The organism is Butyrivibrio sp. AE3009, from assembly GCF_000420845.1.
GTDB lineage: Bacteria > Bacillota > Clostridia > Lachnospirales > Lachnospiraceae > Butyrivibrio.
Genome location: NZ_ATVS01000029.1, coordinates 1 through 21,403, shown reverse-complemented (window position 1 = coordinate 21,403; position 21,403 = coordinate 1). Strand labels below are relative to the sequence as shown.

Genomic DNA, 21,403 nt, shown 5'->3' with positions numbered 1-21,403 from the left:
CTTATATGAACGGGAATAACAGAAAGAGCATAAAATTTCAGCTGAGGATAACATTCGCGATACTGATCGTGGTACCTATTGTGGTGCTGGGCGTGTATGCGTACATTGTGGCGCGCAATAATCTCATAGCGCAGACTAAGATAGCAATGCAGGGAAATGTGGATGTTATAGCCTATGGTATTGAGAACAATATCAAGAATGAGAATGATGTCATTAAGTTCTTTTCCTATGAGACGGATTTCAGAAAGGTGCTGCAGCATGTGGATCGTGATCCATATGCCCTGACGGAGTCCCTTAATGACAGGATTGAGCCTCTTATCTGGTATTACTTAAGTAGCGATACTAATATTTCTGATATTCATATCTATTCGACGCTTCTACAGCAGGATCATATAGGTGATTTTACCAGCATTCCTGAGACAGCGCAGGAACTTGCGTGGTACGAAGAGTGTAAAAAAGAGTACTCAGCCATGTGGGTTGTGGACGGCGAGGGCGGCGTTTATGTCATCAAGACTCTTCTTGATGTGGCTACATCTTCGCAGGTTATCGGAATGATCACCTTAAAGATAGACACGGATCAGTTTTTCTCTATCCTGAACCAGGCCAGCTATCTGTCCAACGGTATCTATGTGCTTAACGATAATGATGAGATAATCATCCATAAGGCCACGGGCAGCGAGGCAGTTGATAAGGGGGTTCTTGAGAATATCACAGCGGGAACCACAGAGCAGAATGCTGAGAAGTTCAGCTATACTCAGAAATATTTTCTTTTGCCCTCTGAGACGATCTCAAATGGCTGGACTGTTTATTACTATATTGACAGAAGTGACATTACCACTGACGTTTTTGGAATGCTGAGGACGGTGATAGTGATAGCACTGATCATGTTCCTGTTGTCTTACAGCTTTGCCAGCATTTTCGCAAGTAACTTAAGCAGGCGTGTTACGGGGCTTAATAAGCTGGCAAATGAGGTAAAGCACGGCAATTTCGAGGTGTCCTACAGCGATGCCTATGAAGATGAGATAAGCCAGCTTGCGGATTCCATGAACAGCATGACCAGCAAGCTAAAGGAAATGATGGACGAGATCAACAGAAGGAATGAGGAGGACCTTAAGCTCAAGGAGAGTGATATTCATTACAGAGAGTGGCTCTTCGACTTCGTGGTTGAGAGAAATAATGACGTTTTGGCGGTGCTGAACACAGAGAGCTATGCGCCGGACTTTGTTACGGCCAATGTTGAGGCTACACTGGGAATCCCGCTGGATAAGGTAAAAGAGGATATCAGAGTCCTGTCGCAGATTCAGCTTGAGGACGAGAGGTTCAAGGAAAATGTGAAGATCTCTGACAAGATTCAGGAGAGCATGCGAACCGGCGAGATCATCGTTATGGATGAGCTTAAGTTCGAGCACAAGCAGACCAATGAGCATCTGTATTACAGAGGCGTTATCGTCAGCACCATTGACGACGGCGGTAAGAGGCTTGCTATCGCTCTTTATGACAGAACTCAGGAATTCAGGAGAAATCACCAGCTGCAGGAGGCGCTTCAGGCAGCCGAGACAGCTAATAAGGCCAAGACAAGCTTTTTGGCAAATATGTCCCATGACTTCAGGACTCCTATGAATGCCATTACGGGCTTTAATCTTCTGATAGACAAGAACTGCAACGATCCTGAGAAGGTAAGGGAGTATACTCATAAGATCAGTCTTGCGTCCCATAATCTTCTGGGACTGTTAAATGATGTTCTTGATATGAGTAAGATCGAGAGCGGTAAGACGACGCTTGATATACAGGAAATGAGGATGGGGCAGCTCCTTGAGGAGGTTAATACCGTCATCGGAATGCAGGCCAAATCCAAGAATCAGGATTATATCATTAATGGCAACGGGCTTCTTCATGACAGGTTCATGGGTGATAAGCAGAGGATAAATGAGATTCTGGTGAATATCCTTGGCAATGCCGTTAAGTATACTCAGGAAGGTGGCAGGATAGAGTTTACGATTGAGGAGAGCACCACCTCTTCCGAGGGCTTTAACAATGTTCGGTTTATTATATCCGACAACGGTATAGGAATGAAGCCGGAGTACAAGGACAAGATCTTTGATGCCTTTTCAAGAGAGGAAAAGGGAGCCACCAAGACTATTCAGGGAACGGGCCTTGGTATGGCTATAACCAAGAGTCTGGTTGAACTCATGGGCGGAACCATCAGAGTGGATTCGGAGGAAGGAAAGGGATCCACCTTTACCGTGAACCTAAGGCTGCAACTGGCGGGAGAGAATGAGATATATTGGAAGGACAACGGAATAAAGTACTTCCTTGGAGTGAATGGCAATATCGAAGAGAACGTATTTTTCAGAGAAAGGATGAAGGCTGCAGAGCTTGAGGGCGATGTGGCTACCAGTGCAGGTGAAGCTCTGCGCTATATTGAAGAGTTCGAAAAGACGGGAAGGCATTTGGATTTCATCATAATCGATGACGACATAGAAGATATGCCGATTACGGATCTGATCAAGGCCATAAGGACCGGTGAGCAGGGCCGAAAGGGAATTATATTTGTGGCTGTCATCAACAAATCCGAAGTAGAAAAGCCTCTTATAGAGGCCGGCGCCACCAAGGTGCTTCAGAAGCCGATTCTGGAATACATGTTCAAGCAGGCCTTTGATGAGATGGCACAGGGAAGAGCCGATGCAGAGGCCAAGGCAGCTGAGAACACCAATCCACTGGATGGTATGAAGTTTCTGGCGGCAGAGGACAACGATATCAACGCCGATATCCTCATAGAGCTGATGGATATGGAAGGGGCTACGGTCACAAGAGGTGTCAACGGACAGGAAGTTGTTGAGATGTTTAAGAATGCCCATGAGGGAGACTATGACATGATCCTTATGGATATTCAGATGCCTGTGATGAACGGCTATGAAGCGGCAGCAGCCATCAGAGCCCTGGGTACAGACTGGTCTCAGAAGATTCCTATTATCGCCATGACAGCCAATGCCTACGCTGACGATGTGCAGCAGGCATTCGATGCAGGTATGAATGCGCATGTCACCAAGCCCATTGATATCCGCATAGTGGAGAAGACGATTTTGGAATTTAAGAAGTGATGTGATAGAATTGAATAAGCACCGTATTTCGTTTAATTTCTTAAATGTAAAGAGGGATAATTATGAATAACATCAAGAAAGTGACTGACAGAATTTCCTGGATTGGCGGAAGCGACAAGCGTCTTGAGCGTTTTGAGAACATTTTTCCCATACCGGAGGGTGTTTCTTACAACAGCTATTTTATTGATGATGAGAAGACTGCGGTCTTCGATACTGCGGATATTACCGTGGCAGATCAGTATCTTGAGAATCTAAGTGGGGCTCTTAGCGGAAGAAAACTGGATTATCTCATTGTTCTTCACATGGAGCCGGATCATTGTTCACTTATCAACACAGTAGTGGCTTTGCACCCCGAGGTTACGGTGGTGGGAGGAGCCAAGACTTTTACCATTATGGAACAGTTCTTCCCGGAGGCTGCGGGCTTTAACAAGCTTGAGGTCAAGGAGGGGGATACTCTTTCCACCGGTGCGTTGGAGTTTAGTTTCATCGCAGCGCCAATGGTTCACTGGCCTGAGGTTCTTATGGCTTATGAGAAGAGTAGCGGTGCGCTGTTTTGCGCAGATGCATTCGGAACCTTCGGGGCCCTTGACGGCGGCATTTTTGCCGACGAATACGATTATGAGAAGGACTTCATGGACAGCGCAAGAAGGTATTATGCCAATATCGTTGGCAAGTACGGAATGCAGGTTCAGGCGGTTCTTAAGAAGGCAGCAGGACTTGATATCAAGATGCTCCTGTCTCTTCACGGACCTGTGTGGAGGAAGGACATCAATCTTCTTATGGATAAGTATCAGAAGTGGAGCACCTACGAGCCTGAGAGCGATGATATAGCTATCGTGTACGGAAGTCTCTACGGTCACACCAGGAGCGCTGCGGATGCGGTGGCTTCTGGACTTAGGGAGAAGACCGGCAGGAACATCAAGGTGTATGATGTGTCCGGAACAGATGTGTCCTACCTGATTGGGGAGGTATGGCGCTGCAAAAAGATTGTTCTTATGTGCCCAACCTACAACAATGGGATCTATCCTCCTATGGCGGCATTTTTGCACGATATGGAGGCGCTTGCTGTACAGAACAGGACTTTTGCTCTTGCTCAGAACGGAACCTGGGCTCCGGCTACGGTTAAGCTCATGACCGAGAAGCTCTCGGCCCTTAAGAATGTTACTATACTTGAGAATAGTCTCACCATCAAGAGTGCGCTTCATTCAAGTGACGAAGAAGCTGTGAAGGCTTTTGTGGATGCTATTGCAAGTGCGTGATCTTAAATTCTTTTCGAAATAAAAAATAAAATGTGTGGAGGTTCAGTGTGAAAAAGGGTTTGTTATTTAAGAAGATTTGTGTTGCGGTGATGACTGCAGCAACTGTTGTGATGGCTGTAGGCGCCCATGACGTCGTGCTCCCTGAGGGAGTTGTAGCTGAGGCGGCCGGCCGAGTTGTAAGTATCAATTCTTGTATGATCCAGGGCGGAAGCGTTGTGGTCAATGTGGCTGCTTCCAGCATTCCGGCTTCGGATGACGGATTGTATTATCTGTACGCCGACGAGGTATATCAGGATGGAACGGTGGGAAATGTTGTTGCCACTGCTCCAAGAGATGCGGCGGCTACTTTCTCTTTTGATCTGGGACTTAATACTCCGGGTTCCAATCTCAGCAAAAAATTCCTTGTGGCAGTTAAGCAGGGCGGCAGCATGGTTCAGGTAAGTGATGAGCACTATATCACCAATCCTGAGGCGGTTGCTACGCAGACCACCGGCAGAAACGACCACGGTATCAAGGGAATTCTTCCTAATGATGCAAATGCAGCTACTTTCAAGGATCTGGGAGTTGCCCAGATGGTTTATAACCTGTACATGGGTGATATTGTAGGACCTTCATCGGATCCGGCTGTTGCAACTACAGAGTTTGCCTATGACGGAAGAGTATATCAGTTCAATACCGCAGCTCTTGCACAGTATGACGGCTTTGTTCACTGGTGTAAGGCCAACGGTTTCCAGCTCACAATGACTATCCTTAACAACAAGACTGCTGCAGGAGCTGATCTTATCCATCCACTTTCAAGGGATTCCCATGTATGCCCGGGATATGCCATGAATACCAAGGAGGACGGTGGTACACAGCACCTTAAGGCTATCGCAGCTTTCCTTGCTCAGAGATATTCAGGCGGCTCCATCGGAACTGTTGATAACTGGGTAATCGGCAATGAGATCAACGCAAGAACAGAGTGGTACTACATGAACTCCACCAATCTTGAGCTCAATGTCAGCGAGTATGTTAAGGCCTTCCGTATTTTCTACAACGGAATCAAGAGTGTCAATGCCAACGCCAAGGTGTACAATTCGATCGACCAGGAATGGCAGAGAAAGTCCAATCCCGGTTGCTTTCTTGCCAAGGACTTCCTGGACAGATTCAACTACTACATGCTCCGCGAGGGTAACATAGACTGGTCACTTTCGGTTCATCCTTACAACGCTCCGCTTTTTGACCCCTACGCATGGAAACAGCAGGCTCAGTATGTCAGCCAGAACCTGTCTACACCATATATTACAATCGAGAATATTTATCTTTTGACAGATTATATGTGCCAGCCTTCCTTCCTGAATCCTGCAGGAGCTGTGAGAGATATTTCTCTTTCAGAGATTGGCTATACTTCAAGCTTCGGCGAGGAGTATCAGATGGCATCCATTGTTTACGCTTACACGATGGCTTCCAACAATCCTTACATCAAGAGCTTCATTCTCTTTAGAGAGACCGATGATGCCCATGAGATGGAGAGCCATATCGCCCAGGGACTTAAGAATCTTGATGGTTCGCCCAAGGCTTCCTACGGCGCATACAAGGCAATGGGCACCGGCGCAGCAGCAAGCTACAAGGCCCAGGCTGCACAGGTTACCGGAATGGATATTGATGCTATGGTAACTCAGCGCACCTTCATGACCCGTGGCGGCTGGTTCCTAAATGATTAATGAATTAGTGATTAGATGGCGCTTCGTGGCAGAAATGCTGCGAAGCGTTATTTTTTGTCCAATTGTGAACATTCTGTGATTGGGGTCTGACCCCAATTTTTTTTGCGTTGAAGAGATGTGGGGATATGTGCTAGTATAGTGTGAATAGTTTTTTGAAATTGCATTAGTTTTAGAGAAAAAAGTAGGTTGGAAAAATGGGACTTGATTTGGATAAGAGAGACAAGGAATTAGAGGCATTAAATAAGATCACAAATATGCAGAAGGACATTCTGGGAAGTCTGTACGGAGACTTCTTCAATGCAGCGAAGACCACTGTTAATAACGCAAAGAATACTTTCTCCGGTAACGGATTTAACTATGACGCCATTAAGAGAGAGGAATCAGATAATCAGACAACTCTTGAGTTTGACGGAAATGTAACAGAGACACCTAAGAAGCCTGTCGCTGCAGGAAGTGTAGGGCTTGGCAGCGAGGATGCCATGGAAAAGGCTAATTCTGCACTGGATGAGGCTAAGGCACTGATCGCAGCAGATAAGCATGTAACAGCAACTTCCGGTCCCAAGGCAGAGGAAGCAGCCAAGGAGCCTGAGGAGCCTGAAGAGGATCCGATGGAGACTCTTGATAAGCTTATCGGTCTTGGAACGATCAAGGATGATGTCAAGGAGCTTGCAGCCTTCGTCAAGGTTCAGAAGCAGAGAAAAGAGCAGGGACTTAAGTCCGTACCTGTATCTCTTCACCTTGTATTTACCGGCAATCCCGGAACAGGTAAGACCACAGTTGCCAGAATTATCGCCAAGATCTACAAGCAGATCGGCGTTCTTTCCAAAGGACAGCTGGTTGAGGTCGACAGATCAGGACTTGTAGCCGGTTACGTTGGTCAGACAGCCATCAAGACCACAGAGCAGATCAAGAAGGCTATGGGCGGCGTTCTTTTCATTGATGAGGCATATTCACTGGCTCAGAAGGATGATGCTTTCGGCCAGGAAGCTATAGATACCATCCTTAAGGCAATGGAGGACAACAGAGATGATTTCGTTGTCATCGTTGCCGGATATACCAATCCTATGAAGAAGTTCATCGACTCCAACCCCGGTCTCAAGTCCAGATTCAACAAGTACATTGAATTCTCCGATTACAATATTGACGAGTTGGAAGAGATCTTCTACATGAACTGCAACAAGTATGATTACAAGGTTGCTGATGATGTTAAGCACCAGATCAGAGCTCTCATCACAGCCAAGAAGATCGAGAACATCGACAATTTCGCCAATGCCAGAGAGGTTCGTAACCTCTTCGAGGAGATCATCACCAATCAGGCCCGCAGGATTTCCCACATGGAGAATCCTACCAACGAGGATATGATGACCATTGTCCTTGATGACCTCTTTGAGAAGTCCCCTGAGGAGAAGACCAAGGAAGAAGCTGAGAAAAAAGCTGAGAATTCAGAATCAGCTGATGTAGACAAAGCAGAGGCTGCTGATACAGATAAGAAGACCGAGGAAGAAGCTACAAGTGAAGATACAGAGGCTGCTGAGGCCGTAGAAGAAAATCCTTCCGAAGAAGAAAAAGCCGCAGATAGCAATGACACAGATAAGGCAGAAGAGTGATTTATAGAGGTAAAGGGTACCGTTTTGGTGCCCTTTATTTTTTTATGATATAGGAAATTTCTTCGAAATTCCTATATCATAAAAAACGCTCCGCTATGGATGCGCACTCGCGCGATAGGAATATGTTGCCTTCAGCAACCACGCTCGGCGCGAGAATGTCGGAAGCGACATTCTTTTTTGATAGTATGTGTGACATTTCTGTGATAAAAGCTGTGATAGACTAAAAATGTAAAGAACGAAAACGTTTAAGTCATTTTCTATGAGGAGAGGAAAAAATTATGAGAAAACTTATTTTTAACAAAGTAGTAATGATCGCAGCAGTAACAGCAATCGCAGGAGGTGTTCTTGCAGGTTGCGGAGCAAAGACAGAAGAGACCATCGGTGCTGAGGAAACAACAATAACGGAAGCAACAATAACAGAATCAACTGATCAGCAGGTGGCACTTTCAAATAGCCCTGAGCAGGGCGAGACTGAGTTGGCCGGAGCACCTTATTTTGAGGCCGGTGTATACGCTGTTTATCCTGAGAATGCCAAGAATCAGGAGAAGACAAATTTCTATGTATTTAACGCCGACTCTTACGGATATACCACAGACGGAGCAAATTATGGAATGGGACTTCCTTTCTCCTGCACACAGGCTGACGGAACAGTAAAGTTCAGCTTCGGCGGAGCTGATTCTACAGAAGAAGCTTTTGTGGTAAAGGCTGATGAGAGCGGCAAGATCACCGGTGCTTTTGGAGATGGGGTTGTAATGGTGTTTGAGAAGCTTGATGGTGTTGATCCTGATACCTTTGTTGCAGAAAACTATCTGAGCGACCCTAAAGACCAGGTTTATCATGATGCAAACGGCTGGAGTGTACGTTATGATGCCACAAATATCTCAGTCACAAATGAGAACGGCAAGGTATTCTTCGTCTACACCGGAGAATGCGCCGGAACAAACATGATCACAGCCTATTATACTGTAGACAACAAGGGCGAGGCAGCTATCGAAGAGCTTGGAAACAGCTGGGGTGAAGCAACAGTATTTTCACAGGGACCCTTCCCCGGAGCTGAGAGCGAAACCGGCTATTGGGCAGTTCTTCCTCCTGCAGAAGAGGGATCAGGCGCATACATGACAGCCATCGGCAGAGACTATATGGACGGAGCACTTATTTTTGAACTTAGCGGCCACAATGGAAATGATGAAGAGATGAACATGGCTGTTTCAGATGCTCTGGCAGCAGTTATTGATTCACTTACTTTTGAAACCTACGGTGAATAAGCACAACCTGAGGTTGCAGGAACTTGCAAACTGCGTCATTGTGACTATAGGCATTATCATCTACAATAATCCTTGTAAGATATGAAATAGAGCTCTATTTCTTCACAATCAGATGAGGAGAATGTAGAAAATGAATATAGGGAACAAGATCAAGGCACTTCGTCTTAAATCAAGCACTACACAGGAGGCACTGGCTGAGGCTCTTGGAGTCAGCAGTCAGTCCGTTTCTAAATGGGAAAATAATGTGTGCGCTCCGGATATTTCTTTGCTTCCGGCTATATCGGAGTTTTTCGGCGTGACGATCGATGAGCTATTTGACCTTTCTGTAGAGCAGAAGCTCCACCGCATCGAGAATATGCTGGATTATGAGAATGAGCTCACAGATGAGATGTTCAATAATACCAGGGAGTTTCTGCTGGACATCAAGGATGATTATGATGAAAGTCACCCCGACAGGATGGACGGCAGGATCTATACCTTTTTGGCCCATCTGTATCATCACAGAATCGTCAGCGACAGCAGATATGTCAGTCGCTACGCCAGAAAGGCAATGAATCTCCATCCAAAAGCCAAGGAGGATCAGTGGCTTCTGCAAAAGAGCGAGGGCGCTGTAATCTGGGATTGGAACGCAAGGCAGCATAACGGAACAATAGAGTTCTTCAGGGAACTTGTGGATAAACATCCGGAGATTGGCAGAAATTACCTGTTTCTTATGGACAATCTGATCGCTGACCACAGGACAAAAGAGGCAGCAGAGTACCTTGGCACATACGCCGGGCTCGCTGATCACAAGGAGGTTCTGATTCCTGTATATGAGGCCAATATTGCCTTCGCTGAGTATAGAGCAGAGGATGGCTGGAAAATCGTGGCCGATATCGAGGCAAAGTACCCTGACAGCTATGATGCGATATTCGAAGTTGCCGGCATATATGCTTCTAATGCCAGATATGAAGAGGCTCTGGAGAGATATCATAGAGCCGAGGAAATCTATATCACGGATCATAAGGACCACGTGTGTATGGATCACCTTCAGGCCCAGGCAAGGATATATGAGATACTGGGAAAATATGAGGATGCAGTAAGGTATGTTGAGGCACAGATCACATTTTTGAAAGAGGAATGGAATATCACTGAAGGTGCGGATGTAGACGTACTTTTGGAGGAAAAAAGAAGGCTGATTGAGAAATTAAAGTAATTTTTCAAAAAAATCAGAAAAATAGTTTTATTTTTGAGATTTGTGTGCTAAGATGATTCTATCCTAAAAATTGTACTGTTTTTTCATTGTGGTGTGGCTCCTGAGAAATCGGGAGCCTTACCTCTTTTTTTTGCAAAAAAATAAGGGCTTGAATAACTCAAACCCTTGAAATATCAAGTCGGGGCGACCCGATTCGAACGGGCGGCCTCTACGTCCCGAACGTAGCGCTCTACCAAACTGAGCCACGCCCCGAAAGCTAATATGGCAATTAGCAACATTAGAATTATATCATACAGTTGGGAAAAAACAAGATATAATTAAAATGATGACAATTCGTATATCCTATGTCATGGAGGACTAATTTGATCATATAGGAGGGGGCATATGTCAAAGTCAAAAAGACTGAGTCAGCAGCGGAAGATCGCACTGCTTCTTATAGTGTGGAGGCTTCCTGAGCTTGTGACGTCATTTATAGCGGCCTGCGCCAGCGGATCTGCGGTGGTGTGGCTGGAGTTTGTGGAGTGCGCCAGCATAGTGCTGCCGGGGGCAATACTGGTTATTCTGACAAGTAAGCTTAACAGGAATCTCAAGTACGTTTTTAACTACGGAACAGGCAAGGTGGAGGCTATAACTGCCCTTAGCTGTGAGATGTTCGATGTGGCCGGAATAATGTGCCTTATGTTCTTCTCGATAAGAAGTCTCCTTGGCTGGGAAGCGGAAACGGGGAATTCGAGATTTGCTCTGGCGGTGAGCATACTGGGTCTCATAATCGATATCTTCATTATGCTCAGGCAAAAAAAGATCCTGGAAGAAAGTCACAGCAAGATGTACCACACGGCCTATGTGAGTGCTCAGAAGGAGTTTGCATTTGACGCAGCTTCCATCATAACCCTGATAATCACCATTATATTTGAGGGCACAGTCTGGATCCGCTATTTCTCTCCGGTGGTATGCATTATAATCGCAATTCCATTGTCGCGGCTTGTATTCGGGCATCTGAGGGAGTCTGTGGAGGAACTTATAGACAGGACTTTGGATGAAAAGAATCAGCTTAAGATAATCAAGGTCATCAATGAGCATTTTGACAAGTTCGAAGAGCTGGGAGCGGTGAAGAGCAGGATAACGGGACAGGAAAAATATATTGATATCGAGATGAAGTTCCATGAGGATATGCAGTACTCGGAGGTGAGAGAGGTGGCGCAGCAGATCAGCCGCAGGATCTCCGAGGAACTGGGACATAGCAATGTTAATATCGTAGTTATCTAAGAAGTGCATTAAATGATCAAATAAAGGCGAAAAAATAAGGGACGGTGCTGACTAAGCGCCGTCCCATTTCATTTTTGCCTGAATTATTAAGCTGCTTCTTCTTTGCTGCCGGAAGCCTTTTCCTTGTGCTGCTGAAGAAGTGTCTTAACTGCGATGACAGCAAGTACAACGGACAGAGCTACGAGAAGCACTGCGATAACAGACTGGATAAGTGCCCAGTAATCAGCTGCACCTGACAGGTAAGCTGTCATTTTGGCCTTGATTGTCTGGCCCAGTGAGCAGATTGTTACAGCAAGCATGAAGGTCATAGGGATGTAGAACATTTTGTTGTTCTTACCTACAGATCCGAGCCATGTGCAAACTGCAAGAAGTCCGATTGCTGCAAGAAGCTGGTTGGCTGCACCGAACAAAGGCCAGATCTTGGTGTAACCGTTCATTCCAAGGGCAACGCCAAGGACAACGGTAAGGGCTGTTGATACATAAGGATTGGTGATGACTTTTTTAACACCTGTGACATCCTTGTTGGTCTGGCCATCGTGCAGGAAGAACTCCTGGAACATGTATCTGGCAAGACGTGTAGCTGTATCTAAGGATGTGAGGCAGAATACGGATACTGCCAGGATCAGAAGCTGGTACATGATGTTCTGAAGTCCGGGAGCGAAGCAGCCGATCATTGCTGAAAGACCACCTGCAAATACCTGTGTAGGGCTTGCGTAGGTTCCGTCTGAAGCTGCAGCCCATACAAAGCCGATAGCACACAGAGAGATAACAGCAACGAGACACTCGATGAGCATTGAGCCGTAAGCTACAGGACGAGCATTCTTCTCGTTATCAAGCTGCTTGGCACTTGTTCCTGAAGAAACCAGTGAGTGGAAGCCTGAAATAGCACCGCAGGCGATTGTGACGAACAGTGCAGGGAAGGCAGTTCCTGTTGTAAATACACCGGTTCCCTTAAGAGCTGCATCGCCAAAAGCAGGAACCTGGAAATTGCCGTTGCCTGAAACAACTCCTCCGATAACAGCAATGATACCTGCTGCGATCATGAAGTAAAGAAGGAATGAGCTAAGGTAATCTCTAGGCTGAAGCAGGATCCATACAGGTGTAACGGAGGCTACAAGGATATATGCTCCAACGATCCACATCCATGCGTTGTAGGAAAGTGAGATGGGATGGAAGTTAAGTCCGAGAGCTACAATAGCTACGATTCCAAGAACACCTACAACAGATGCGATTCCGATAGGTACATTTTTACGATAGATAAAAAATCCAAATGCAATGGCAAGAGCTATGAACAGGATTGAGATCATTGCTGTTGACTCGTTGGCTGCAAGGGTTGCGCCCTCAACAGCTGCGCCTGCTGCAGTGGTGTTACCGAAGGTGCTGGCAACGATTGAGCTGAAAGCTGCCACAACAAGGATCAGTGTAAGATAGCCAAAGGTAAGGAACAGCTTCTTGGCTGCTCTCCCCATTGAATTGTCGATGATCTCGCCGATTGACTGGCCTTTGTTACGAAGTGATGCGAAAAGTGCGCCGAAATCGTGCACGCCGCCGAAGAAAATTCCTCCGATCAGAACCCATAACAGAACGGGAACCCATCCGAAAACTGCTGCCTGGATAGGGCCGTTGATGGGGCCTGCGCCCGCAATTGATGAAAAGTGGTGTCCCATAACCACCGGTGTCTTGGCAGGAACATAGTCCATGCCGTCCTCCAGCTCGTGTGCCGGAGTCTTTCTCTTAGGGTCGATTCCCCACTGTTTTGCAAGCCATCCGCCGTAGTAAACATAGCCTGCGACCAGGACCACAACGCTTGCAATAAGTAATACTGCTGCATTCATGATACTTTCTCCTCCTTATCCTCATTAAGGGATTTAAATATATTGGTAAAGAGCGGTTTTAGCTCTTTTGCCCCAGAGTTGGTGGCACAGCTGCGACTGTCCAGGAATACGCAGCCAAGCTTGCCTTCACTGTGTCCGCGGAAATTGAAGAGGTAACCCTTGTCGAAGTTAAAGCGCCTGATGGCCTTAATGACTTCGGGGCCCGGTGTCGTATCGGATATTATGACAAAAGAGAGGTAGGAACACATGTGATCCTTCTCAGGATATTTCTCACCTTGCCTTACCAGGAGCGGTTCCATCTGCTCCTTCATTGTCTTCCTTAAATCTGCTATTAAATTCTCATCTATGGAATCTGTTTTAATGAAAAGAACATGCTCGTAAGCTCTTATGGCCCAGAGCTTGGCTTCTTTTTTAAGAACGTATTTCTCCCCAAGGGAAAAAAATCTCGCGTAGGCAGGATAAATTCGCTCACCCAGAGCATAGTTCTCTGTGATATCGAAATTTGCGCGATATCTGTTAAGAAGTTCTTGTAAATACGCGTCAGATGTAGTCCCCATTGAATACTTTTTCTCCCAAAAACTTGATTTGTTTTTAACTTTATCACTGTGACGCTTTATTGCAAGATGACAAAATTAATGTCTTTTGAGATTAATTTTGTAATGTTTTTGGATTTGGTTAAGTTTGGACTTAATGTTTGGGACAAAATGAAAGGGCATCGCGGTGATCGCGATGCCCCAATAAGCGCTTCCAGAAGAAATGTTCCCTATTATATTGATCTATTTGTATTATTCCAATGTGTAATCAAAGGAAGATCCGATGGATCCGGCGCCAAGGCTGCCGAATTCGATGCTGGAACCGTTTGGAATAGTCCTGTTCCAATCAACAGGGGTGATAACGTAATAGTTACCGCTGGTTGTGATGTTTACATTCCAGCTGGAACCGATGTTGACCTGATTCTTGTTGACCTTGAGAGTCCAGCCGTTAACGGTGCTGCCCGTGTTGTTGCTGATCTTGTAGCTGATCTGATAACCTGATCCCCAGTTGTTGATAGTATAGCTAAGATCAAGTCCTGACTCTACGATGACAGGCTCCGGCTCAGGCTCGGGTTCCGGCTCAGGTTCAGGTGTAGGCTCGGGCTCCGGAGTAGGCTCGGGTTCAGGTTCAGGCTCCGGCTCAGGTTCAGGCTCCGGCTCAGGCTGAGGATCCTGTGATGATGAAGAATCAACCTTCTCGAACTGCCACTGCTGATTAGGATTGCCGTTGTAGGTCCACTGGCATACCTTTGAGCCGTCAGTTGTCTTTTTCTCATAAACATCCAGATACTTGGTGGCGCTTGAAGCCTTGGTTCCGATGGTGTAAATGCCGTTTGTACCAGTAGTCTTGACTATGAACTGCTGAGCGTTGCCGCCGTAAGCTGAGTAGATACCGATGCTGGCTCCGTCTGTGTTCTCGCCGTTGGCAACATCAAGCATTACGTTGCCCATCTTGTTGGTAAGTGTGATATAGCCGTCGTTTACATTAGTAACATACCATTTCTGAGCATCGATGCCGCTGCCGGTTCTGATGCATACGCCCTTCCAACCGCTTACGTTGTCGGCATTAACTGTGAGGTACTTCTGGGACTGTACACCCTTGATGTAGTACCAGCCATCGTCAATGCGGGCTGTGGAGTTAGGATTGGTAGGAGTAGAAGGTGTAGGATCTGTTGTGGGCTGAGGCTCAGTGCTGCTCTGGCCCGGCTTACCGAATACATCTGTATAAGCCTTAATAACATAGTCATAAGCGGGCTTGGTCACACCGATATTGGACCATGGAAGAGGCTTCTCCCCGCGAAGCCAGGTCTCTGCATCTGAAGGTCCCCACCAGGTGATCAGTGAGATGTTTCCGCCGTTCTTCTTGGCTGTATTGATGCTCTTAAAGAGGTTGTAGCAGTAGTTATCAAGGTTCTGCTCGCCGGTGTTCTTGATGTCGAGCTCTGTGATCTGTACTTCAAAGCCTGCCTTAAGGAAAGCGTTAAGGGCCTGTGTGTAGTAATCAACTGAAGGATAAGAGGTGCTAAGGTGTGACTGCATTCCGATACCTGCGCAGACCTTTTTGCCCTGGTTGATGTAATTAACAAGCTTGATCTCATCGTTAACTACCATGTAGGTGTTGTAGTCATTGTAGAAGAGCTTAACCTTGTCGGTGAGCTTGTACTGCTCAAGGACATCATAGGCGTAGTTGAAGGCTTTTTTAACATAAGTAGCATTGGTTTTGTTGTTGCCGTAAACTGCCTCCCAGCCTGAGTTGCTGGCATGCATGATCTCGTTGGCAACATCCCAGTATACAACAACGCTGCCGTACTGGCCTGAGTAAACGTGTCCCATAACGGACTTAATGTAGAACTCAAGACGGGCGTCCATTGTGCTCTGACTTACGAAACTGCCGCTTCCGTTAAAACCGTTTCTGAAAAACCAGGTAGGAGTCTGTGAGTGCCATACAAGAGTGTGGCCTCTCATCTTAAGACCGTTTTGGTAGCAGAGCTTGAGTGCCTCATCAACTGTGCTGAAGTTGATTTTGGGTACATAATTCTCTTTGTAATTGGAAGGGATGTAGTAGCCCAATCTTTTGGCCTCTGCAACTGTGATAAGAGTTGCGGATCTGCTGCCGAGGAGATAGTCAGGCTTCATCTCGTTACCAAGGGTGATGATGTTGGAATCTTTTTTGATAGCATTGACTGTGTTCTGATTACGGAGCATATAGGTGTGTACGCAGTTTCCTGAGTAGCCGTACCTGGCTCCGTAGGTCTCCATGAAGTTGTAGTCAGCTGCGCTTGCTGTGGTCTTCACGGATAATCCGATCGTACTGACGAGAAGAACAAAGATCATCAGTTTTGCAAAAAAACTTTTACATACTTTTTTCATACTTTTTACCTTCTCCCTTTATTAAGTTGTGTGCCCTGAATGATTCCCGATAAGTCCCCCAACCATCGGCGTTCAAGGCTTTTGCCCGAGCAAAATAATCATAACAGTAACCCTATGGGTGCACTTACTACTAATTGCGACATGTTACGCAAATATTGCGAAAAGAGTAAGAAATTTTGACTTTTGGGGTCAGCGACGGCTCTTGGGCGAAAGCCTCGTATCCCGGGATTTGGTAATCTCATCTTATTTTTCCGTGAATGGAATCTGATCATGTATAAGGCATAATGACGCAGCTAACGAGAGATCGGGGGCTGCGTTTTTATGAATGAAAACAGAAATTGTATTCGTTGAAGAGACAATTTGCGAATGATATAATGATTATACAAGGCTTATGGGGGTTCTTTTTACATAGGAGACAAGATTATGGAGAAAGGAAATGTACTGGTAATCGGGTTTGCAGGAGTAGGAAAATCGACGCTTATTAAGACCGTTCTTGGCGAAGAGGTTATGGAGAGCACCAAAAAGAGCGTAGCGGAGCGCCATACGGATTTTCAGGTATATGAGAACAAAAACGTACCCTTCAGGCTCATCGACACAACCGGTATCGAGCCCGGTGTGTTCAAGGAGCAGAAGGCTGTAAATGCTGTTAAAAAATGGTCCGAGAGCACCATCAAATCAGGCAAAAATGACAAGCAGATAAGCGCGATCTGGTTCTGCGTGGACAGATATACCGCCAAGCTTTTTCCCAAGACCATCGACTCCTTCATGAATGCCATCAGCAGTTGGAAGAATGCGCCCATTGTGGCGGTCATCACCCAGTCCTACACTGACGCTGCCACCAGTACTGCCAAGGAGGTTGTGGAAGAGGCCTTTCTATCCAAGAAAAAATATATGACAAGGCTTGCGGAGGTGGTATCTGTAATTGCCATGCCAAGAGCCAAGGATGACGGCGAAATCCTGCCACCCAAGGGGATCACGGAGCTTATCGAGATCACGAATAATCTTTTGCCCGAGGGTATTCAGGCGGCGGAGAAGGATATCGCACGCTATAATCTTACGAGGAAAAGAGCAATGTCCCACGCGGTTGTCAGCGTAGCTACTCTGGCGGGCATCACAGTTGGCGGCATCGCATCTCCTGTAATTGACGTAATGCTCCTTAAGCCCACGGAATCTCTGGAGATTCAGGCTATTTTCAAGATATGGGGCATACGCAATACCAAGAAAGCCAAGGAGCTGGTGAAGCTCATCGTGGATATAGGAACTGTCAGCATTACGGGAAAAATGCTGGTTTCGGCCCTTAAGGTCATTCCCGGAGTGAACCTTGGAGCAGCGGCGGTTAACGCAGCTATCTCAGGAACAATTGTGTTTGCGCTGGGAGAGGCGGCTGCCTACATTTTTGAGCAGATCTATACCGGCAAGAAGACTCTTAACGACATGGAGTGGGTACAGAAGGTAGTGAGTGAATCCATATCAAGCACAGCTCTTGATAAAATCACAGATACAGTCAAAGGCGTTGCCAAGAATGCGGACAAAAACGAGATCCTTGATGCGGTGGCCAGCGCTTTTGCCAAGAATTCACCCGCCTGATCGGTGTCATCAGAGTAACGTTCGGAGTAAGGTTTTCTACAGAGAGGATCTGCAATGCACAGATTATATGAAAATGAAGATATTGCGGTGTTCTGGAATTCGGATAAATGCAGACATGCCAAGCAGTGCGTAAACGGAAGTCCCAGAACATTTAACGCCGCAAGAAGACCCTGGATAGATGTGACTAAGGCTCCAACAGCGGAGATCTGGCAGGCCATAAGCGCATGCCCTTCGGGAGCCGTGACCTGCATCTACACACATGGGATCAGAATAGAATATGAAAAAGACGAAAGCAGGAGCGCAGCCTATGACGGCGACCTTCTGATCGGCGAGTGCGACTACCGAAAGACTCCGGATGGGTGGAATATCTACCACACTGAGGTGAACCCGGAATATGGCGGAAAGGGCATCGCCAAACGTCTGGTATATAAGGTGATAGAAGCCGCAGAGCAGTGCGGAAATACGGTGGTTGCTACTTGCTCCTATGCGGATAAGGTGTTGAAGGAGTAAGTTACCGGGATTAAGTGAAGGTGACACGGGAACGGTTGCGGGTCACCTTTTTTAAATTAATGTATTGACAGATGACTCAATTTTGATTATATTGAATACAGATTCAATGAATACAAATTCAACAAAACAATTCAAAATATAATCAAAAAAGAGGGTATGGGTATGAACAATCAGAACAAAGTAGTAATAATCGGTGGTGGAATTTCAGGATTATCTGCAGGAATCTATGCGCGTCTTGCAGGTTTTGACGCAGTAATATATGAGAAGAATTCTATTCCCGGTGGCGAGTGCATCGGCTGGAACAGAGAAGGTTATCACATTGATAACTGCATCCACTGGCTCACAGGAACCAAGAAGGGCACAGAACTCTATGACGTATGGAAGACAGTAGGCGCAATTGCAGATGATACAGAATTTGTCGGCCTGGATTCATTTTTTACCTCCTGCCATAATGGCAAGAGCATTACACTTTGGGCGGATCTTGAGAGAACCAGAAGAGAGATGCTTGAGCTCTCTCCTGAGGATGCTGATGAGATCAATAAATTCATAGATTACGTTGAGTACTCCAAGCAGTGCCTGATTCCTGCCAAGAAGCCAATGGATATGTTTGGAATAGGCGATTACATTGCATACGGCAAATCCATGGGTGATTTTGTCAAAGTTATGAAGGAGCTTGGCAGCATCTCCTTGGAGGATTACAGCAAGCGTTTTAAATCCGAGCTTATCCGCAAGATGTTCTGCGACTACCTCCCCAAGCAGTACACAGCCTATTCACTTCTCGTTTCCTACGCTTCAATCGCAGACGGAAATGGTGATATTCCTATGGGAGCTTCACTCCAGATGTCCCTTAGGATGGAAAAAAGATTTAAAGACCTCGGCGGAAAAATATTCTATAATAAATCAGTTGAAAGAGTGAATGTAAAAGGAAGAAAAGTCTCATCCATGATCCTTTCAGACGGAAGCCGGGTTTCCGGCGACTATTTCATCGCAACTTTGGATGCCAGCATTCTTTTTAACAGGCTCATTGATAAAAAGTATATGCCCAAGGTCCTTAAGAAGGCCTACGAGGCACCGGAGGCATACCCGGCAGTCAGCGGCTTCCAGGTTGCTTACACAGTTGATGCGAACTTTAATCCGGGAGAAACTGTTTTTATCGACATTGCACCAATTAAAGCAGGAGCTACAACTATAGACAGAATGTACGTTAAGGTCTACGGCTATGATCCGCTGTTTGTGAAGGACGGCAGACAGGTTATGCAGACCAACCTGGTTCAGAGCGATGCCGACTATGAGTATTGGAAGAGTCTTTCAGCAGAGGAGTACAAGAAGGCCAAGGAAGCGCTTGTAGCAGCTGTTACTGAGAGAATTGAAGCTGCATATCCTGAGATCGTCGGAGCGCTTCACTTCCTTGATGCATGGACACCTCTTACCTATGAGAGATACTGCAATGCTTATCACGGAAGCTACATGAGCTTTGTGACCACAACTAAGGGTAAGCCTGTCAGGATCAAAGGGGATATCAAGGGTATCAAGAACATGTGCTTTGCAGGTCAGTGGAACTCCGCGCCCGGAGGACTTCCGATAGCAGTGACCAACGGCAAGTTTGCAGTACAGAGACTTTGCAGGAATAAAGGATATTTTGAGGGGAAAAACAATGACGAGAGAAGAACAGAAGGAAGCCAAAAGGAAAGCCATACTTATGACGGCGCTGACGCTCTTTGTGGAAAAAGGGTATCATGAGACCAAGGTGACGGACATAGCCGCTGCGGTGCCCATGAGCACAGGCCTTATGTTCCACTACTTCAAGTCCAAGGAAGAGCTCCTTATGGCGCTGGTGGTCATGGGAAAAGACTTCACCAAGGCAACAGGCGGAGGCGATGGAGTCCCGGCGGACTTATTTCTTAAGGGTATGCTAAGCCAGCTTTTTTCCTATGCCAAAAAGGAGCCCTTCGTTGCCAATATGTTCGTACTTATGGCCCAGGCAAGACGCGCCGGTATGCCCGAGGAAGTGCGCAAAGTTGCTTTATCCGTGGAGGCAGTGGATAACACCGCCAAGATAATCGAGAAAGGTCAAAAGGATGGGCTCTTCAGAGAAGGTGATCCGGGTCTCTTAGCCCGGTGCTTTTGGTCAGCTTTCCAGGGAATCATGGAAGAGATGACCATAGACAAGGAACTGGATACGCCGGATCCGGAGTGGCTGATGGGGATATTATATTCATGAAAGAAAGGTATTAGGGGATGGACGAATCAGGAAAAAAGGTATTAAGAGAGAAAATTCTGGCACTGGCCAAAAACGAACTTAAAGGATGTTGCAGATCTCGATGAAGAGAATCTGCTCCCGAAGACTGGAATCTTAAGTTTCTTTTATGAGGTGGAAACCATGAGATGGGGCTTTGATCACAAGGATAAGGGCTGCTCCAAGGTTTTCTACTTCCCGGAGGGTACTGAGCTGCATTTTGCAGAGATGCCCGAGGATTTCTGTGATATCGGCGTATTACCTGAGCTTGATGTGGATATCGAGAAGCATATCAGCCTTTATAACGAATGCGACATTTGACAATGTATGGCTGATCGCTCAGTGTGGTTGATGCCTGTAAGAGGATACGTGGACGTTTTTTATACCAATGGGGACGGTTCTAAATGGTAAAGTTTTTGCAAAGAAAAAACTTTACCATTTAGAACCGTCCCCATTGGTATAAAAAACGTCCACGCGATACTAAAAAGTGCATTTCGTCCGATTTCAGATACCGTTCGTCCGATTTTGATAACATAATAATTTTTTGTGATATTATGGCTACACTTGTCACGTCAAGGAGGCTATAATAGATGCCATCGTTTTATATTGATTTAAATGCTTGCTATGAGGATTCGCTCTTCAGGAAATCGGAAATGGATTATTTGATTATGTATATGACAACTGGGATGAACTTGTGCAATTTGCTAGAGATAATTGGGATATACATGTAGATCCTAGTGATTTACGTGTTGGTGGACTTGGACTTTCAAACAACTTGTCTATGGCAGTTGGTCCTCGTCTTGGAACAGCTTTTGGATAATTAGATAGGAGATATTTATAATGAAAAAAGTATTATTGGCAATTGGCTTTAGTGTTATTTGGTTTGCTGTTTTTTTTGGAACTGCACTTTTAAAAGCCCGGCACAGTCCTAACTAT

General features: G+C 46.1%; 14 protein-coding genes, 1 tRNA gene and 1 pseudogene. 12 read left to right on the top strand and 4 right to left on the bottom strand.

The genetic code is table 11. The annotated features are described in order from the left end of the window. Positions 1–5: 5 nt before the first annotated feature. The 6 genes from G588_RS21685 to G588_RS0113510 all read left to right on the top strand — a co-directional run bounded on the left by G588_RS21685 (position 6) and on the right by G588_RS0113510 (position 10,130). Positions 6–3,101: an ATP-binding protein gene (locus G588_RS21685; RefSeq protein ID WP_022779273.1), complete on the top strand. Its 3,096-nt coding sequence runs from the start codon at positions 6–8 to the stop codon at positions 3,099–3,101. A 62-nt stretch (positions 3,102–3,163) separates the two neighbouring features. Next, on the top strand, positions 3,164–4,360 hold the full coding sequence (locus G588_RS0113530; RefSeq protein WP_022779272.1) for an FprA family A-type flavoprotein: 1,197 nt from the start codon (positions 3,164–3,166) through the stop codon (positions 4,358–4,360). Positions 4,361–4,407: 47 nt separating this feature from the next. Next, on the top strand, positions 4,408–6,063 hold the full coding sequence (locus G588_RS0113525; protein ID WP_022779271.1) for a DUF5722 domain-containing protein: 1,656 nt from the start codon (positions 4,408–4,410) through the stop codon (positions 6,061–6,063). A gap of 194 nt (positions 6,064–6,257) precedes the next feature. Further along, positions 6,258–7,670, top strand: a complete 1,413-nt coding sequence (locus G588_RS20305) for an AAA family ATPase (protein WP_022779270.1) — start codon at positions 6,258–6,260, stop codon at positions 7,668–7,670. 278 nt (positions 7,671–7,948) lie between these two features. Continuing rightward, positions 7,949–8,935 carry a hypothetical protein gene (locus G588_RS0113515; protein ID WP_022779269.1) on the top strand — a complete coding sequence of 329 codons (987 nt, stop codon included), beginning with the start codon at positions 7,949–7,951 and terminating at the stop codon, positions 8,933–8,935. Between the two features lie 130 nt (positions 8,936–9,065). Next, positions 9,066–10,130: a helix-turn-helix domain-containing protein gene (locus tag G588_RS0113510; protein ID WP_022779268.1), complete on the top strand. Its 1,065-nt coding sequence runs from the start codon at positions 9,066–9,068 to the stop codon at positions 10,128–10,130. A 178-nt stretch (positions 10,131–10,308) separates the two neighbouring features. Here G588_RS0113510 and G588_RS0113505 read toward each other — a convergent pair. Further along, positions 10,309–10,382, bottom strand: a tRNA-Pro gene (locus G588_RS0113505). Positions 10,383–10,514: 132 nt separating this feature from the next. On the opposite strand from G588_RS0113505, the gene G588_RS0113500 reads away from it, so the two are divergent. Then, a complete protein-coding gene (locus G588_RS0113500) occupies positions 10,515–11,396 on the top strand; it encodes a cation transporter (protein WP_022779267.1) in 882 nt (293 codons plus the stop codon). 86 nt (positions 11,397–11,482) lie between these two features. On the opposite strand, the gene G588_RS0113495 is transcribed toward G588_RS0113500, so the two are convergent. From G588_RS0113495 to G588_RS0113485, 3 genes are all read right to left on the bottom strand, one after another. Beyond that, the gene (locus G588_RS0113495; protein WP_022779266.1) at positions 11,483–13,231 is read right to left on the bottom strand and encodes a carbon starvation CstA family protein; all 1,749 of its coding nucleotides are present in this window, start codon (positions 13,229–13,231) and stop codon (positions 11,483–11,485) included. Continuing rightward, positions 13,228–13,788 (bottom strand): hypothetical protein, encoded by a 561-nt coding sequence (locus G588_RS20300; RefSeq protein WP_022779265.1) that lies wholly within the window; start codon positions 13,786–13,788, stop codon positions 13,228–13,230. Before G588_RS20300 ends, G588_RS0113495 begins: the two co-directional genes overlap by 4 nt. Before the next feature lie 228 nt (positions 13,789–14,016). Next, positions 14,017–16,134, bottom strand: a complete 2,118-nt coding sequence (locus tag G588_RS0113485) for an endo-1,4-beta-xylanase (RefSeq protein ID WP_022779264.1) — start codon at positions 16,132–16,134, stop codon at positions 14,017–14,019. 423 nt (positions 16,135–16,557) lie between these two features. On the opposite strand from G588_RS0113485, the gene G588_RS20295 reads away from it, so the two are divergent. From G588_RS20295 to G588_RS22125, 5 genes and pseudogenes are all read left to right on the top strand, one after another. Next, positions 16,558–17,721, top strand: coding sequence for a GTPase (locus tag G588_RS20295; RefSeq protein WP_022779263.1), 1,164 nt, complete (start codon positions 16,558–16,560; stop codon positions 17,719–17,721). 54 nt (positions 17,722–17,775) lie between these two features. After that, the gene (locus G588_RS22130) at positions 17,776–18,231 is read left to right on the top strand and encodes a GNAT family N-acetyltransferase (RefSeq protein WP_022779262.1); all 456 of its coding nucleotides are present in this window, start codon (positions 17,776–17,778) and stop codon (positions 18,229–18,231) included. A 162-nt stretch (positions 18,232–18,393) separates the two neighbouring features. Then, a complete protein-coding gene (locus G588_RS0113470; protein WP_022779261.1) occupies positions 18,394–19,971 on the top strand; it encodes a phytoene desaturase family protein in 1,578 nt (525 codons plus the stop codon). Beyond that, on the top strand, positions 19,886–20,452 hold the full coding sequence (locus G588_RS0113465) for a TetR/AcrR family transcriptional regulator (protein ID WP_026668786.1): 567 nt from the start codon (positions 19,886–19,888) through the stop codon (positions 20,450–20,452). The genes G588_RS0113470 and G588_RS0113465 overlap by 86 nt, the downstream gene beginning before the upstream one ends. Positions 20,453–20,539: 87 nt before the next feature. Beyond that, a pseudogene (locus G588_RS22125) lies at positions 20,540–20,788 on the top strand (DUF1963 domain-containing protein); the annotation flags it as partial. Positions 20,789–21,403: the final 615 nt, after the last annotated feature.

Excerpts from the sequence above, each read along its gene's own strand:
- G588_RS21685 (WP_022779273.1), top strand. The coding sequence starts at position 6 with ATGAACGGGAATAACAGAAAGAGCATAAAATTTCAGCTGAGGATAACA.
- G588_RS0113530 (WP_022779272.1), top strand. The coding sequence starts at position 3,164 with ATGAATAACATCAAGAAAGTGACTGACAGAATTTCCTGGATTGGCGGA.
- G588_RS20305 (WP_022779270.1), top strand. The coding sequence starts at position 6,258 with ATGGGACTTGATTTGGATAAGAGAGACAAGGAATTAGAGGCATTAAAT.
- G588_RS0113515 (WP_022779269.1), top strand. The coding sequence starts at position 7,949 with ATGAGAAAACTTATTTTTAACAAAGTAGTAATGATCGCAGCAGTAACA.
- G588_RS0113510 (WP_022779268.1), top strand. The coding sequence starts at position 9,066 with ATGAATATAGGGAACAAGATCAAGGCACTTCGTCTTAAATCAAGCACT.
- G588_RS0113500 (WP_022779267.1), top strand. The coding sequence starts at position 10,515 with ATGTCAAAGTCAAAAAGACTGAGTCAGCAGCGGAAGATCGCACTGCTT.
- G588_RS0113495 (WP_022779266.1), bottom strand. The coding sequence starts at position 13,231 with ATGAATGCAGCAGTATTACTTATTGCAAGCGTTGTGGTCCTGGTCGCA.
- G588_RS20300 (WP_022779265.1), bottom strand. The coding sequence starts at position 13,788 with ATGGGGACTACATCTGACGCGTATTTACAAGAACTTCTTAACAGATAT.
- G588_RS0113485 (WP_022779264.1), bottom strand. The coding sequence starts at position 16,134 with ATGAAAAAAGTATGTAAAAGTTTTTTTGCAAAACTGATGATCTTTGTT.
- G588_RS20295 (WP_022779263.1), top strand. The coding sequence starts at position 16,558 with ATGGAGAAAGGAAATGTACTGGTAATCGGGTTTGCAGGAGTAGGAAAA.
- G588_RS22130 (WP_022779262.1), top strand. The coding sequence starts at position 17,776 with ATGCACAGATTATATGAAAATGAAGATATTGCGGTGTTCTGGAATTCG.
- G588_RS0113470 (WP_022779261.1), top strand. The coding sequence starts at position 18,394 with ATGAACAATCAGAACAAAGTAGTAATAATCGGTGGTGGAATTTCAGGA.
- G588_RS0113465 (WP_026668786.1), top strand. The coding sequence starts at position 19,886 with ATGACGAGAGAAGAACAGAAGGAAGCCAAAAGGAAAGCCATACTTATG.